The following is a 13,106-nucleotide window of genomic DNA, read 5'->3' on the forward strand; positions in this document are numbered from 1 at the left end:
CCGGGGCCGACGGGCCCCGGCGCCGTGGTCGTGTCGCTCAGCCCAGCAGGTCGAGCACCGTGGTCATCGACTTGTTGTTGAGCAGGTATCTGCCCGCCTCTTGGAGGTGGAAGCGCCACAGCTCCTCGGCGTCCACCGGCCGCCGCTCCGAAACGAGTTCCACCAGCCGGACGTGCGCGCGGAAGCCCTTCCTGTTGGCCACGATGTTCTCCGGGCTCCCGGCGTCGAGATCCACGTGCGACCAGTTCGCCTGATCGATGATGTGCCGCACCATTCCGTTGAGCACCCGCATGGTCTCGTTTCCGGAAAGATCGACCACCAGGGCGTGGAACTGCATGTGGGCGCGGATGAAGGCCGGCGGATCGTCGATGAGGCGCTCGGCCTCGCGGACGGCGTCGTTGAGCCGGGCGATGTCGTCGTCGGTCGCGCACCGGGCGAGCAGCCCGGCGCACGGAGCCTCGATCAGGTGACGCGCTTCGTAGAGGTCCTGGAGCGTCGTGCCGCGGTGCTCGAGGACGAGGCCCGCGTACCGGGCCGCCACCTCTCCCCGCGGCACCTGGACCCGGGCGCCCCCTCGGGCGCCGCGCCGGATGCTGATCAGCGCCTCGGACTCCAGCACCCGGAACGCCTCGCGCAGCGTCGGCCGCGAGACCGAGAACTCCTCCATCAGGGTGGTCTCGGCCGGAAGCGCCTCACCCCCGGCCAGCTCGCCCCGGACGATCTTACGGCGGAGCTGGGCCGCCACGAGTTCGGCCATCTTGGGCACGCGGACACGCTGGCCGAGTCGCCCGGAACCAGCGGGCCCGCCGCCGGATCCGGCGGCGATCGTCTGCTCCCCGTCGGGCATCGCGGGGGACGCCCCAGCTTCGGCTGCCATAAGCCGATGCTATCAGAAGAATTAAATAGGTTATCTTTTTTAGGGGAGTCGACTTCGCCGGTGCCGGCGACCGCTCAGAAGTACTGGCGGCTCAGCGTCTCCGCCACGCAGGCGGGCTTCTCGGAGCCTTCCAGTTCGATGGTGGTCCGGAACCGCAACTGGGCGCCCGTGTCCAGGTCGGCGACCTCGAGCAGCTCCGTGGTCCCGCGCAGGCGCGAGCCGACGCGGACCGGGCTGACGAACCGCACCTTGTTCAGTCCATAGTTGACCGACATGCGCGCGCCCTCGATGCGGTAGTTCTGCGACGCGAAATACGGCAGCAGGGAGAGCGTGAGGTAGCCGTGGGCGATCGTGCCGCCGAACGGGCCGGAGGCGGCGCGCTCCGGATCGACATGGATCCACTGGTGATCGCCGGTCGCCTCGGCGAACCCGTCGACCCTCCCCTGGTCGATCATCAGCCAGTCGCTGGTGCCGAGGACGTCCCCCTGGGCGCCGCGAAGGTCGTCGATGCTCCTGAACACGCGCATGATCACTCCATGTGGTCGACGATGGACTTGTCGAGCTGAACGTTCGATCTTTGATCGCTACCGGAGAGCGGGTCCCCAGTCGGACCGGGCGCGCAGTGCGGCCTTGTCGACCTTGCCTGCGGCGTTGCGCGGAAGCGGGTCCTCTTGCAGCACGATGTACTGCGGCACCTTGAAGTCGGCCAGCCGCTCCCCGGCCAGCCCGATGATCTCGCCCGGCTTCACCGTCTCGCCGGGACGGAGCACGGCGACCGCGCCGACCTTTTGCCCCATCATCGCGTCCGGGACACCGACCACCGCGACCTCCTCCACCGCCGGGTGGGCGGCGAGCACCCGTTCGACCTCGACGCTGTAGACGTTCTCGCCGCCGCGGTTGATCAGGTCGGTACGGCGATCGAGAATCCTCACCCTGCCGTGGTCGTCGACGCTCACCAGGTCTCCGGTGTGCAGCCATCCGTCTCGGAGGGACTGGGCCGTCGCGTCAGGCCGTCCCAGGTATCCGCTCATCAGCTGGGGGCCACGGACGAGGAGTTGTCCCACGCCCTGCGCGGCCTCCGGTCCGAGCAGGGCGAGCTCGGTCGCGGGCACGGCGGCGCCGACCGTGTCGGCGTGGTCGAGGACGTCCTCATGCGCGAGGCAGGTGACGCCCGGTGCCTCCGTCAGGCCGTAGCCGAGCGCCATTCGTGCGGAGGGAAAGGCTTCGAGCAGGGCCCGCACCTGGGCCGGCGGCGTGGGGGCCGCTCCGTAACTGACGCGCCGGATCCGCGAAACGTCGAGGTCGCGGAAGCCCGGATGCCGCAGCGCCTGCCAGTACATCGCCGGAACGCCGTTGAGCGTGTCGATGCACTCGTCGCGCACCGCGTCCAGCCACGCGCCGACGTCGAAGGCGGGCATGATCACGGCGGTGCCGCCCGCCGCGAGCGCCGGCATCCATTGCACACCGCTGGCGAGCACGTGGAACAGAGGAGCCGCGACGAGGTTGCGCATTGGCTCCACCGGCCCGAGACCGAGGGTGCGCCGGCACTGTTCGACCGCAGAGATCAGCGCTCGATGTGACAGCACGGCGCCTTTGGGTCTACCGGTGGTCCCGCTGGTGTAGAAGATGGCGGCGGCCGCCTCGGGAAGGGGGTCGGGCTCGCGTGGGGAAGCACCCTCTGGAAGGCCACCTTCCCCGTCCAGGAGCACGGTGGCGCCGCTGTCCCGCACGATGAACTCCACCTCGGCGGCGGCAAGCCGAGTGTTGACCGGCACCGGCACGGCCCCGGCGAGCGTGGCTCCCAGGAAGGCCAGGCACCAGTCCGCCCCGTTCGGCAGCCGGATCGCCACCCGATCGCCCGGCCGGACGCCCATCTCGGCGAGACCGCCCGCGACGGCGCCCGATGCCTCCCTTAGGCCCGCGTAGTCCAGACGCCGGCCCGTCCCGAGATCCACTATGGCTTCAGCGTGCGGTGTGCGCTCGACGGTCGCGGCGAACAGTGCGGCGAGGTGCGGGGCGAGGCCGGCGAACCGCGCCCCGTCCGGTGTCCAAGTGACGCCCTCGTCTCCGCCGCCTCCCGGCGCCTCGATAGGGGCGATCGCGGTCTCTGCCGAGAACCCCTGGCGCCGGGACGCACCGTCGGATGTGCCGTGCTCGCTCATCGGTGGTCGGCCTCCGCCGTCTCCGCGTTGGCCTTCTTCATGTCGGCAAGGCCCGCCATCGAAGGGAAACCCAGTTCGCTGAACCATTGGCCGTGGCCGGTCTGGTGGACGTCGAACACCGCCTGCAGAGCGGTCTGGAATCCCTGGACGTCCAGCGTCTGGTTGACGGCGCGTTTCGCCTGCCGCAGCGCGAACGGGTGCCGCTGCGCGATCTGCGCCGCCAGGGCGAGGGTCTCCCGCTCCAAGCGGTCTCGCGGAACGACCCGGTTGACCATGCCGATCCTCTCCGCTTCGGCCGCCGTGACGCGAGCACCGGTGAACAGGAGTTCCTTGGCTCGGCGGGCCCCGAACTCCCACGTGTGCCCGTGGTACTCGACACCCCCGATCCCCATGTGAACGACGGGATCGGAGAAGTACGCGTCGTCCGCGGCGAGGATGAGGTCGCACGGCCAGCAGAGCATGAGTCCGGCGGCGATGCAGGCTCCCTGAACCGCCGCGATCGAGGGCTTGGGAACGTTGCGCCATCGGAGGGAGTAGCCGAGATAGCGGCGCGCCTCGTTGCCGTACAGCTCGGCCAGGCTCGCCGGAGCCTCGTCCGTGCCGGAGAGGTCGTGACCGGCCGAGAAGTGCTCGCCGTTGGCGTTGACCACGATCACCCGGACCCCGTCGTCCTCCTCCGCGCGGGCCCAGGCCGCATCGAGCTCGTCCAGGAGGCCCATCGACTGGGCATTGGCGCGGTCGGGCCGGTTGAGCGTGATCACGGCGACGCTATCGACGGTCCGGTAGAGGACGAGTTCACTGGCCATGACGCTCCCTGCCGGTAGGGCCGATCGGACTAAACAGGTTTAATATTGCATCTATATTAGCGATTTCAGGATCAGGGTCCGCCCGGCCCGGGCAGGGCCGGCCGCGGACGGATGGGAGAGTCATGCTGCTCGAAGGCAGAGTCGCGTTCGTCACCGGCGCGGCCCGCGGACAGGGGCGCAGTCACGCCGTTCGCCTGGCTCGCGAGGGTGCGGCGGTCATCGCGGTGGACGTATGCGCGCCCACGTCCGAGGACAATGGCTATCCCGCGTCCGCGCCGGCGGACCTGGAGGAGACCGCCCGGCTCGTAAAGGCGGAAGGACGGCCCGTGCTCGTCCGCGAGGCGGACGTACGGGACTCCGCGGCGCTCGAGGCCGTCCTCCGAGAGGGCGTCGAGCAACTGGGAGGGCGCCTCGACGTCGTCGTCGCCAACGCGGGCATCTGCAACTGGGGGCGGTTCTGGGAAATGCGAGAGGAGCAGTGGCAGACGCTCATCGACATCAACCTCACCGGGGTGTGGCGGACGCTCAAGGCCGCCGTGCCCTTCATGATCGAAGCGGGCAACGGAGGGTCGATCATCACGGTGAGCTCGGTCGCGGGCATCAAGTCCCTTCCCGGCCAGGGCCACTACAGCGCCGCCAAGCACGGCGTCGTCGGGCTGACGAAGGCCGCCGCCATCGAACTCGGCGAGTACGGGATCCGCGTCAACTCCGTGCACCCGTGGGGGGTGCGAACTCCCATGGGCGAGGACGCGAACGTCGCGAAGGTCCTCGGCGAACACCCGTCCTACGCGGCGTCGTTCGCCGCCGCTCTCCCCGAGCTCCCCCTCGCCGAGCCCGGCGACATCTCCGACGGCGTGCTGTGGCTCGCCTCCGACCTGTCCCGGACCGTCACGGGCACGCAACTCACCTTGGACATGGGCGCCACGAAGATCTGACGCCGTCGCGGAGCCGTCCCTCGACCGGGGCGGGACGGCTCCACGTCCGGCGCGGCTCAGGAGGGCGACCGGTACTCGTTCAGCAGGCCGCGGCTGATGATCATCTTTTGGATCTCGCTGGTGCCTTCGCCGATGAGCAGGAACGGTGCTTCGCGCATGAGGCGTTCGATCTCGTACTCCTTGGAGTAGCCGTAGCCGCCGTGGATGCGGAACGCCTCCTGGGTGACCTCGGCGCAGTACTCGCTGGCGAGCAGCTTGGCCATGCCGGCCTGCACGTCGTTGCGCTCGCCGGAGTCCTTGAGCCGGGCGGCGTTGACCATCATCAGGTGGGCCGCCTCGACCTTGGTGGCCATCTCGGCGAGCTTGAAGGCGATGGCCTGATGCTCGGCGAGCGGCTTGCCGAACGTCCTGCGCTGCTGTGAGTACTCGGCGGCGAGTTCGAACGACCGGAGCGCGACGCCGCAGCCGCGGGCGGCCACGTTGACCCGGCCGACCTCGACACCGTCCATCATGAACGCGAAGCCCCGGCCGGGCGCGCCGCCGAGGACCTGGCCGGCGTCGATGCGGAAGCCGTCGAAGACGGCCTCGGTGGTGTCGACGCCCTTGTATCCCATCTTGTCGATCTTGCCGGGAATCCTCAGGCCCGGTGCGACCTCGCCGAACCCCTCCGGCTTCTCGATCAGGAACGCGGTCAGGTTCTGGTGCGGCTTGGCGGCGCCCTCGTCGGTGCGGGCCAGCAGCGCGATCAGGTTGGAGCTGCCGCCATTGGTCAGCCACATCTTCGTGCCGTCGACGACGTAGGCGTCGCCGTCGCGGCGGGCGCGCGTCTTGATCGCCGCGACGTCGGAGCCGAGGTCCGGCTCGGACATCGAGAAGGAGCCGCGGACCTCGCCCGTGGCCATCCGCGGCAGGTACCTCTGTTTCTGCTCGGGGGTGCCGTGCCGGGAGATCATGTGCGCGACGATGAAGTGGGTGTTGATCACCCCGGAGACGCTCATCCAGCCGCGGGCGATCTGCTCGACCACCAGCGCGTAGGTCAGCAGCGACTCCCCCAGCCCGCCGTACTCCTCCGGGATGGTCAGGCCGAACAGGCCCATCTCCTTCATGCCGGCGACGATGTCGGCCGGGTACTCGTCGGCGTGCTCGAGCGCCTGCGCGTTCGGAATGATCTCCTTGTCCACGAAGTTGCGGACCGCCGCCAGGATCTCCCGCTGCACGTCGGTGAGCCCGGCGGTCTGGGCGAGGCGGGTCATCGGGCGACCCGTTCGAAGATCGCGGCGAGGCCCTGGCCGCCGCCGATGCACATCGTCTCCAGTCCGTATCGGGACTGCCGGCGGTGCATCTCCCGGGCGAGCGTCGCCAGGATCCGCGTGCCGGTCGCGCCGACGGGATGGCCGAGCGAGATGCCGGAGCCGTGCACGTTGAGGCGTTCGAAGTCGGCCGAGCCGAACCCCCATTCCCGGGTGCAGGCGAGCACCTGGGCGGCGAAGGCCTCGTTGAGCTCGATCAGGTCGATGTCGGAGATCTTGAGCCCGGCGCGGTCCAGCGCGGCCTGCGAGGCGGGGACGGGCCCGATGCCCATTGTCGCGGGCGGCACGCCGGCGACCGCCCATGACACCAGGCGGACCAGCGGCCGGAGGCCGAGGGCTTCGGCGCGCTCGGGGTGGGTGACGACGCACATCGCCGCCGCGTCGTTCTGCCCGCTGGCGTTGCCCGCCGTCACGGTGGCCTCGTGATCCTGCCTGCCCAGCACCGGCCTCAGCCCGGCCAGCGTCTCGAGAGAGGCATCAGCACGGGGATGCTCGTCGGTGTCGACGACCGTCTCGCCTTTGCGGGTCTGTATCGTGACCGGGACGATCTCCTCGGCGAACACGCCGGACTGTTGCGCGGCGACCGCCCGCCTGTGCGAGGCCAGGGCGAGTTCGTCCTGCTCGGCGCGGGAGATGCCGTACTCGCGGCGCAGGTTCTCCGCCGTCTCCAGCATGCCGCCCGCAACCGGGTAGTCCCGCCCGCCCGCGGTGACGCGTCCACGCGCGAGGCCGTCGTGCAGGGTCACCCCTCCACCCTTGACGCCCCAGCGCATCTCGGTCGAGTAGAACGGCACGTTGCTCATGCTCTCGGCGCCACCGGCGACGACGAGTTCGTTGACGCCGGCGCTCACCTGCATCGCGGCCTGGATCACCGACTGCAGGCCGGAGCCGCAGCGGCGGTCGACCTGCATGCCGGGCACCGTCACCGGCAGCCCCGCGTTCAGCGCGACGACCCGCCCGATCGCGGGTGCTTCGCTGGTGGGGTAGCAGTTCCCGACGATGACGTCCTCGACGACGTCCGAAGGGAGCCCAGTCCGCTCCAGCAGGCCCCGCAGAGCGACCTCGCCGAGTTCGGCGGCGCTGAGCGTCTTCAGCGCGCCGCCGTATCGGCCGATCGGGGTGCGGACCGGTTCGCAGATCACGACCTCACGCATGACACGCCACCTTCCGGCTCGTACTTTCCGATGCCCGCGCTCACATGAACCGCCCGCCGGTCACTTCGAGCACCGTCCCTGTCATGTACGAAGACAGGTCGCTGGCCAGGAACAGCACGACGTTGGCGACCTCGGCCACCTCCCCCGCGCGGCGCATCGGGATCTCGCTCATCTTCTGGTCCCACGCCTTGGCGGGCATGGCCTCGGTCATCGCCGAGCGGATCAGTCCCGGCTGGACGGCGTTGACACGGACGCCATGGTGGGCCATCTCCTTGGCAGCCGCCTTCGTCAAACCGACGATCCCGGCCTTGGCGGCCGAGTAATTCGTCTGCCCCACCATGCCGACCTTGCCGGACAGGGACGAGATGTTGACGATCGCACCCGACTTGCGCTCGCGCATGATGGCCGCCGCCTTGCGGGTGCCGTTCCACGTCCCCTTCAGATGCACGTTGATCACCTGGTCGAACTCGTCCTCGGACATCGTGCGCATCGTGGCGTCACGCGTGATGCCGGCGTTGTTGACCACCACGTCGAGCGAACCGAAAGCGTCCACCGCACGGGCCAGGAGCGCGTCCATGTCGTCCGCGACGGTCACGTCGCACCGGACCGCCTCCGCTACGCCGGCGCCGCCGAGCCGTTTCACGGCGTCCTGCGTCGCGGTGAGGTCCAGGTCGCCCAGGACCACCCGGGCGCCCTGAGCGACGAAGCACTCGGCGATCGCGAACCCGATTCCCTGCGCGCCGCCGGTGACCACTGCGGTACGGCCATCCAACAAAGCCATCGTCGTTCTCCTTAATCGATTACCTCGGAGCGGTCCTTGCCGCGGCTTCGAACGGTCAGGACCGCGCCTTCCGCCGCTCGCGGACCAGGGAGCCGCCGATGATCAGGCGTTGGATCTCGCTGGTGCCCTCGTACAGCCGCAGCAGGCGGACGTCGCGGTAGATCCGCTCGACCGGGACCTCACGCATGTAGCCGGTGCCGCCGTGCACCTGCACCGCCAGGTCGGCGACATGACCCGCCATCTCGGTGCAGTACAGCTTGGCCGCCGACGGCGCCACACGCCGGTCCGCTCCCGAGTCGTAGGCCGCCGCGGCGTCCCGGACCAGAGCGCGGCCGGCGGCGACGCCGGTGTACTGGTCGGCGAGCATCGCCTGCACCAACTGATGATCACCGATCGGAACGCCGCCCTGGGTGTTGGCCTCGGCATAGGAGACCGACTCGTCCAGCGCACGCTGCGCGCAACCCACCGCCAGCGCGGCGATGTGGACGCGCCCGCGAGCCAGCGAGGTCATCGCCGCCCGGTACCCGACCTCCTCCGCACCACCGACCAGCGCCGATCCGGGGACGCGCACCGAGTCGAACGTGACATCGGAGGTCCAGGCACCCTCCTGGCCCATCTTGGCGTCCTTGGGCCCGATGCCGACGCCGGGCGCGTCGGCGGGCACCAGGAACACCGCGATGCCGGGCCCGTCCGGTCCCGGCTCACGGGTCCGCGCGAACACCACGAACAGATCGGCGAGCGGAGCGTTGGTAATGAAGCGCTTCTGCCCGTCGATGACCCAGTCCTCGCCGTCGCGGCGAGCACGGGTACGCAACCCGGCGGGATTGGACCCGGCACCGGGCTCGGTGAGCGCGAACGACGCGACGACCTCACCGGAGGCGATGCCTTCCAGCCATTGCTTCTTCTGCTCATCGGTGCCGAAGCCGACCAGCACCTGCCCCGCGATCCCATTGTTGGTGCCGAACATCGACCGCAACGCCAGGGTGGTGTACCCGAACTCCATCGCCAGCTCTACGTCCTGGCGCAGGTTCAGCCCGAGCCCGCCCCACTCCTGCGGGATGGCGTAACCGAACAACCCCATGTCCGCCGCCGCGGCACGCAGATCATCGGGGATCCGATCGGCGGCCATGATCTCGTTCTCCCGCGGCACCACGTCGTCACGCACGAACCGCCGCACCTGGGCCAGGATCTCCGCGAAGTCCTCGTCGCCGACCTTCTCGCTCATGACCACCGATTGTCGAACCCTCTCTGATGCGTGTCCAATACCAATAGTCGCTTGGTTATTTCATTAGGAGATATAATCCGGCGGTGGACTTCACCCAGCTCAAGGTGTTCCAAGCGGTCGCCGAGGAACTGCACTTCGGCCGCGCCGCCGAGCGCCTGCACCTCGCCCAGCCCTACCTCAGCCGCACGATCCGCGCTCTGGAGACGGACCTGGGCACCCCTCTGTTCGAACGCACGACGCGACGGGTCTCGCTCACTCCGGCCGGCCAGGCCCTGATCGAGCCGGCGACAGCGCTCCTGCGAATGGAGGAACGGACCCGCGCGGACGTCGAAGCGGCTCACCGCGGCGACGCCGGCCGCGTACGGTTCAGCTTCGCGGGACCGGCCTCCCAGGCCATGGTCGGCAAACTCGCCCGCACGGTGCGCGAGCGCCACGAACGCATCGATCTCGCATTCCGTCCCGGCCGCTATGGGCCGATCGTCGTCCGCGAACTGGTGGAACACACCACCGACCTGGCCATCGCCCGCTTCGAGCACGCACCTGCGGGGGTCGACAGCCGGGTCGTGGCCCGCGAACGCGGCGTCCTCGCCGTCCCATCGAGTCACCCCGTCGCGCGGGCGGGGTCGGTGTCCTTCGCCGACCTGCGCGGCGAACCGTTCATCACGCTGCCCGAAACCGTCGGCTCCGCGGTGCGCGCGATGTTCGTCAACGGCTGCCACGCGGCGGGCTTCGTCCCCGACATCGTGCAGAGCGCGCCCGACTCATGGACGTGCGTCGCCCTCGTCGCGGCCGGAGTCGGGCTGCACTTCACCACCGACTCGGCGATCGCGCAGATGACGCTGGAAGGAGTGGAGATCGTTCCGCTCGCCGAAGAGATCCCTCCCATCTACGGCTACCTCCTATGGCGTACCAGTGACCGGGACCCGGCCCTGACGAACGTGCTCGAGATCTCCGAAGAGGTGCTCCCCACCGTGGCGTGATTCGAGCGGGAGGCCGGTTCGGAGCTTCCGCAGGGCCTGCCGATCCCCTCCTGGACTCAAGCGATCACGAGCAGGCTGTCGACGGCGACGAGGCCGCCCCCGCCGACCACCATCACTGGATTGAGATCCAGCTCGGCGACCTCCCCGGTCCGCAGGACTGCGGCGACCCCCTCGACGATCGCGGCGAAGGCGGCGGGCTCCACCGGGACTCCGGCGTTGCGCTCGGCGGCCTGGTGCAGATCCGCGATGCCCCGCGGGGTCAGAGGGACCGGCGAGGCGGCACGCTCACCGTTCCCCTCCACGGCGCCTCCGCCGGGCCCCACCACGATCATGGGCCCGAACACCGGATCCCTGACCGCTCCCACACTGAACTCCGCCACCCCGTGCTCCTGATGCTGCACGACGAAGGCGGGGGCGCTCGGAGGGTCGTCGAGCGTTCGGCAGACGCGCGCCATCTCATCGGCGGCGGCGCGGAGCTCCTCTTCGGTCGAGAGGTCGAGCTTGACCAGTCCGAGTTTCGCCCGGTGCGGCAGGCTGGGGTCATCGACCTTGAGCACCCACGGCCCGGCAGGGTGCCACCGGACACCGCGGCGCCCAACGCGTCCGGGGACTCGGCGCACGCCATGCGGGGACAGGGAACGCCCAAGTCGGCCAAGAGAGGACTGACGATCCGTTCGGTGAGCACGGTGACTTTGCGACGCCGCGCCGCGGACACCGCACCGACGATGGGAGCGGTGAGCCCTTCGGGTAGGGGTGACGAGCTGATCGCGGCCTGCCGCCGCGGCAGAGTCCTGAGAGCCGGCCGCAGCGGCGCGGGCTGCTTCCGGCGTCGGCCGAGGCGGCGACTCCGACATACCGGTGCCCTCGAGACCCGGCTGCGGTTGATCCGGAGCGCCAGGGCACTGTTTGCCGAGCGTGGTATCCAAGCCGGCCCTCTGCGCGACATCCACCGCGCAGCCGGGCAGCGCAATGCGAGCGCGTTCAACTACCAGTTCAGCGGTAAGGAGGATCGTCCGGGCGATCGTGGGGCAGCGGGCGGGCGTGACCACACCCGCCGGCTGGAACTCGTACGCGCCGCAGACTCGGTCGAGCGCGGCCATGACGTGCACGCGCTGGTCGACATGGTCATGCGGCCGGATGCCGTCCCCGTCCGGTCATACATTCCCTGGCCGGGCGATGGCTGCCGACGGCGCTCTCCCGATCTCGACCGCGCCGTCCTCACCATGCGATTTCAGCTTGTGCTCGACCTCGGCATCCATACGCTGGCGACCTACCAGAGCGCCGAGTGCCGCAGCCAGGCGCTTACCTCACTGACCTTCTACGTCGACCGACCCATGACCGGCCTGCTGATCGCGCCGACTCGGGGTGCCCGGGCCCCAGTCTTCGATGACATCCAATCCCGCGACACCCACTGAACACACCCGGCTAAGCCGGCCTGTTCACCCCGCCCGGCTGGCACGCTTCCACCCCGCATCCTGGTCGCATGTACGCCCCTACGGCGAAACCCGCCTGAATCTGGATCGCGCACGGCAGTGGCCGGGTGGAAGCCGCCTTCTGAGAGCCCGGGCCGGCGGGGGTATGACGAGGACCTCAGGGGACGACCGTCACGGGCCAGCGCCCCATGCGTACGAGCTTCACGGCGACCGAGCCGACCAGCCGGTGTCCGGCCTGTGCGGACGCGCCCACGACCACCGCGTCCGCGCGGACCGCATCCGCCGCGCAGGCCAGGCCGGTCGCGGCGTCGCCCTCCTCGGTCGCGAGTTCCCACGCGATCGGTGGAGCGCCCTGCTTGAGCGCGTCTTCGACCTGGGTGCGCAATTCTCGTGCGATCTCCTCGCTCGTCTGGCGCATGAGCGCAGCACCACCGGTCGTGATGCTCGACAGCGAGACCAGCGGCTTGACGTAGACCATCACGAGCCTGGATCCGTTGCGCCGGGCCAGCCCCCAGGCATAGGCGCGGGCCCTCAGCGAGGTTTCGGACCCGTCGACGCCCGCCACGATCACCCGCGGCCCGACCTTGCACGCTTCGGACGGAGTCACTGCGGACGCCGGGGGCCGGCGGCGGTGTGCCGGGCGCCCGGAGGATCCAACGCCCAGTCGGGAGACTCGCCCCACCGGTCGGCGAAGACCAGTTCCCGCAGGGGCCGCCGCCGGACGGGGCCGTGCGCGCCGGCCGGACGGCCCAGCGAGATCGTCGCCGCGATCAACGTCTCTTCGGGGATTCCCAGGAGTTCCCTCAGTTCGGGCTCGACCGGTCGGTGGAAGCCGGTCATGACGCCTCCGTAACCGAGCGCCCTGGCTGCCAGGAGCAGGTTCTGGCAGGCGGGATAGACCGAGCCTCCCTCGGTCGGATGCGGCGCGCGGTAGCGGACCAGGCAAGGAAGGACCACGACGGGCACCGACTCGAACCCCTCGACGTACTCGCGCATCACGCGGGCCATCCGGCTCTTCGGGGAACCGGCGTACGTGCCGCTGCCCTTGCCGTACCCGTCCTGCTGTTCCTTCGCCGCCCAGATCCGCCGTGCGCTCTCGCCGATGAGCCGCCGCGCCTCGCGGGCACGCGGCCCGTCGACGAGCACGAGGAACCGGAACGGCTGCCGGTTGGACCCGCTCGGCGCCCGCGTCGCAGCGAACAGAATGTCCCGCAGCACCTGCGGAGGAACCGGCTCATCGAGGTAGCGCCGTATGGCTCGGGTGCTGGTCAGGCCTTCGAGCAGCCCTACGGTGTCGTCCGCGAGCGGCTGGTCTGACAGATCACTGCTCATGTACCCACCTCGACGGCGCTCGCCACGGTATCCGCTACGGGCCGGCGAGCTCGCATCACTCGTTCCTCCCGGCAGGGTAGTCCGCGCCTCCCCCTCTGCCGCGGTCAGGCC

General features: G+C 70.0%; 14 protein-coding genes. 3 read left to right on the forward strand and 11 right to left on the reverse strand.

Going from position 1 to position 13,106, the window contains the following annotated elements; translation table 11 throughout:
* Positions 1–37 precede the first annotated feature (37 nt).
* The 4 genes from ABZ914_RS06835 to ABZ914_RS06850 form a co-directional block, all read right to left on the reverse strand.
* Positions 38–877 (reverse strand): FadR/GntR family transcriptional regulator, encoded by an 840-nt coding sequence (locus ABZ914_RS06835; protein ID WP_500192122.1) that lies wholly within the window; start codon positions 875–877, stop codon positions 38–40.
* A gap of 74 nt (positions 878–951) precedes the next feature.
* Positions 952–1,404: a MaoC family dehydratase gene (locus tag ABZ914_RS06840; protein WP_500192123.1), complete on the reverse strand. Its 453-nt coding sequence runs from the start codon at positions 1,402–1,404 to the stop codon at positions 952–954.
* Between the two features lie 57 nt (positions 1,405–1,461).
* Positions 1,462–3,039: a class I adenylate-forming enzyme family protein gene (locus tag ABZ914_RS06845; RefSeq protein ID WP_500192124.1), complete on the reverse strand. Its 1,578-nt coding sequence runs from the start codon at positions 3,037–3,039 to the stop codon at positions 1,462–1,464.
* Complete coding sequence (locus tag ABZ914_RS06850; protein ID WP_500192125.1) at positions 3,036–3,845, reverse strand: enoyl-CoA hydratase; 810 nt, start codon at positions 3,843–3,845, stop codon at positions 3,036–3,038. The genes ABZ914_RS06845 and ABZ914_RS06850 overlap by 4 nt, the downstream gene beginning before the upstream one ends.
* A 122-nt stretch (positions 3,846–3,967) precedes the next feature.
* On the opposite strand from ABZ914_RS06850, the gene ABZ914_RS06855 reads away from it, so the two are divergent.
* On the forward strand, positions 3,968–4,780 hold the full coding sequence (locus ABZ914_RS06855; protein WP_500192126.1) for a mycofactocin-coupled SDR family oxidoreductase: 813 nt from the start codon (positions 3,968–3,970) through the stop codon (positions 4,778–4,780).
* A 56-nt stretch (positions 4,781–4,836) separates the two neighbouring features.
* Here ABZ914_RS06855 and ABZ914_RS06860 read toward each other — a convergent pair whose 3' ends face one another.
* The 4 genes from ABZ914_RS06860 to ABZ914_RS06875 are packed head-to-tail and all read right to left on the reverse strand — an operon-like array spanning position 4,837 to position 9,250.
* Entirely contained in the window at positions 4,837–6,033 is a 1,197-nt protein-coding gene (locus tag ABZ914_RS06860) for an acyl-CoA dehydrogenase family protein (RefSeq protein ID WP_500192127.1), read from the reverse strand.
* Complete coding sequence (locus ABZ914_RS06865) at positions 6,030–7,244, reverse strand: acetyl-CoA C-acetyltransferase (protein WP_500192128.1); 1,215 nt, start codon at positions 7,242–7,244, stop codon at positions 6,030–6,032. The genes ABZ914_RS06860 and ABZ914_RS06865 overlap by 4 nt, the downstream gene beginning before the upstream one ends.
* A 40-nt stretch (positions 7,245–7,284) precedes the next feature.
* A complete protein-coding gene (gene fabG / locus ABZ914_RS06870; RefSeq protein WP_500192129.1) occupies positions 7,285–8,025 on the reverse strand; it encodes a 3-oxoacyl-ACP reductase FabG in 741 nt (246 codons plus the stop codon).
* Positions 8,026–8,080: 55 nt separating this feature from the next.
* Complete coding sequence (locus tag ABZ914_RS06875; protein WP_500192130.1) at positions 8,081–9,250, reverse strand: acyl-CoA dehydrogenase family protein; 1,170 nt, start codon at positions 9,248–9,250, stop codon at positions 8,081–8,083.
* An 83-nt stretch (positions 9,251–9,333) separates the two neighbouring features.
* Here ABZ914_RS06875 and ABZ914_RS06880 point away from each other — a divergent pair, with 83 nt between their 5' ends.
* Complete coding sequence (locus ABZ914_RS06880; protein ID WP_500192131.1) at positions 9,334–10,230, forward strand: LysR substrate-binding domain-containing protein; 897 nt, start codon at positions 9,334–9,336, stop codon at positions 10,228–10,230.
* A 56-nt stretch (positions 10,231–10,286) separates the two neighbouring features.
* On the opposite strand, the gene ABZ914_RS06885 is transcribed toward ABZ914_RS06880, so the two are convergent.
* Positions 10,287–10,787, reverse strand: a complete 501-nt coding sequence (locus tag ABZ914_RS06885) for an acetate--CoA ligase family protein (protein ID WP_500192132.1) — start codon at positions 10,785–10,787, stop codon at positions 10,287–10,289.
* Between the two features lie 120 nt (positions 10,788–10,907).
* Between ABZ914_RS06885 and ABZ914_RS06890 the strand changes: the two genes are divergently transcribed.
* Entirely contained in the window at positions 10,908–11,645 is a 738-nt protein-coding gene (locus ABZ914_RS06890; protein WP_500192133.1) for a helix-turn-helix domain-containing protein, read from the forward strand.
* 175 nt (positions 11,646–11,820) lie between these two features.
* On the opposite strand, the gene ABZ914_RS06895 is transcribed toward ABZ914_RS06890, so the two are convergent.
* Both ABZ914_RS06895 and ABZ914_RS06900 read right to left on the reverse strand, forming a co-directional pair.
* On the reverse strand, positions 11,821–12,234 hold the full coding sequence (locus ABZ914_RS06895; RefSeq protein ID WP_500192134.1) for a universal stress protein: 414 nt from the start codon (positions 12,232–12,234) through the stop codon (positions 11,821–11,823).
* A gap of 32 nt (positions 12,235–12,266) precedes the next feature.
* Positions 12,267–12,995, reverse strand: a complete 729-nt coding sequence (locus ABZ914_RS06900) for a nitroreductase family protein (RefSeq protein WP_500192135.1) — start codon at positions 12,993–12,995, stop codon at positions 12,267–12,269.
* Between the last annotated feature and the right edge of the window lie 111 nt (positions 12,996–13,106).

Source organism: Spirillospora sp. NPDC046719 (assembly GCF_040645715.1).
Lineage (GTDB): Bacteria > Actinomycetota > Actinomycetes > Streptosporangiales > Streptosporangiaceae > Spirillospora.

What these genes read in the sequence shown, in the direction of transcription:
- ABZ914_RS06845 (WP_500192124.1), bottom strand. Translation starts at nt 3,039, where the DNA reads ATGAGCGAGCACGGCACATCCGACGGTGCGTCCCGGCGCCAGGGGTTC.
- ABZ914_RS06835 (WP_500192122.1), bottom strand. Translation starts at nt 877, where the DNA reads ATGGCAGCCGAAGCTGGGGCGTCCCCCGCGATGCCCGACGGGGAGCAG.
- ABZ914_RS06860 (WP_500192127.1), bottom strand. Translation starts at nt 6,033, where the DNA reads ATGACCCGCCTCGCCCAGACCGCCGGGCTCACCGACGTGCAGCGGGAG.
- ABZ914_RS06850 (WP_500192125.1), bottom strand. Translation starts at nt 3,845, where the DNA reads ATGGCCAGTGAACTCGTCCTCTACCGGACCGTCGATAGCGTCGCCGTG.
- fabG (WP_500192129.1), bottom strand. Translation starts at nt 8,025, where the DNA reads ATGGCTTTGTTGGATGGCCGTACCGCAGTGGTCACCGGCGGCGCGCAG.
- ABZ914_RS06855 (WP_500192126.1), top strand. Translation starts at nt 3,968, where the DNA reads ATGCTGCTCGAAGGCAGAGTCGCGTTCGTCACCGGCGCGGCCCGCGGA.
- ABZ914_RS06865 (WP_500192128.1), bottom strand. Translation starts at nt 7,244, where the DNA reads ATGCGTGAGGTCGTGATCTGCGAACCGGTCCGCACCCCGATCGGCCGA.
- ABZ914_RS06875 (WP_500192130.1), bottom strand. Translation starts at nt 9,250, where the DNA reads ATGAGCGAGAAGGTCGGCGACGAGGACTTCGCGGAGATCCTGGCCCAG.
- ABZ914_RS06900 (WP_500192135.1), bottom strand. Translation starts at nt 12,995, where the DNA reads ATGAGCAGTGATCTGTCAGACCAGCCGCTCGCGGACGACACCGTAGGG.
- ABZ914_RS06840 (WP_500192123.1), bottom strand. Translation starts at nt 1,404, where the DNA reads ATGCGCGTGTTCAGGAGCATCGACGACCTTCGCGGCGCCCAGGGGGAC.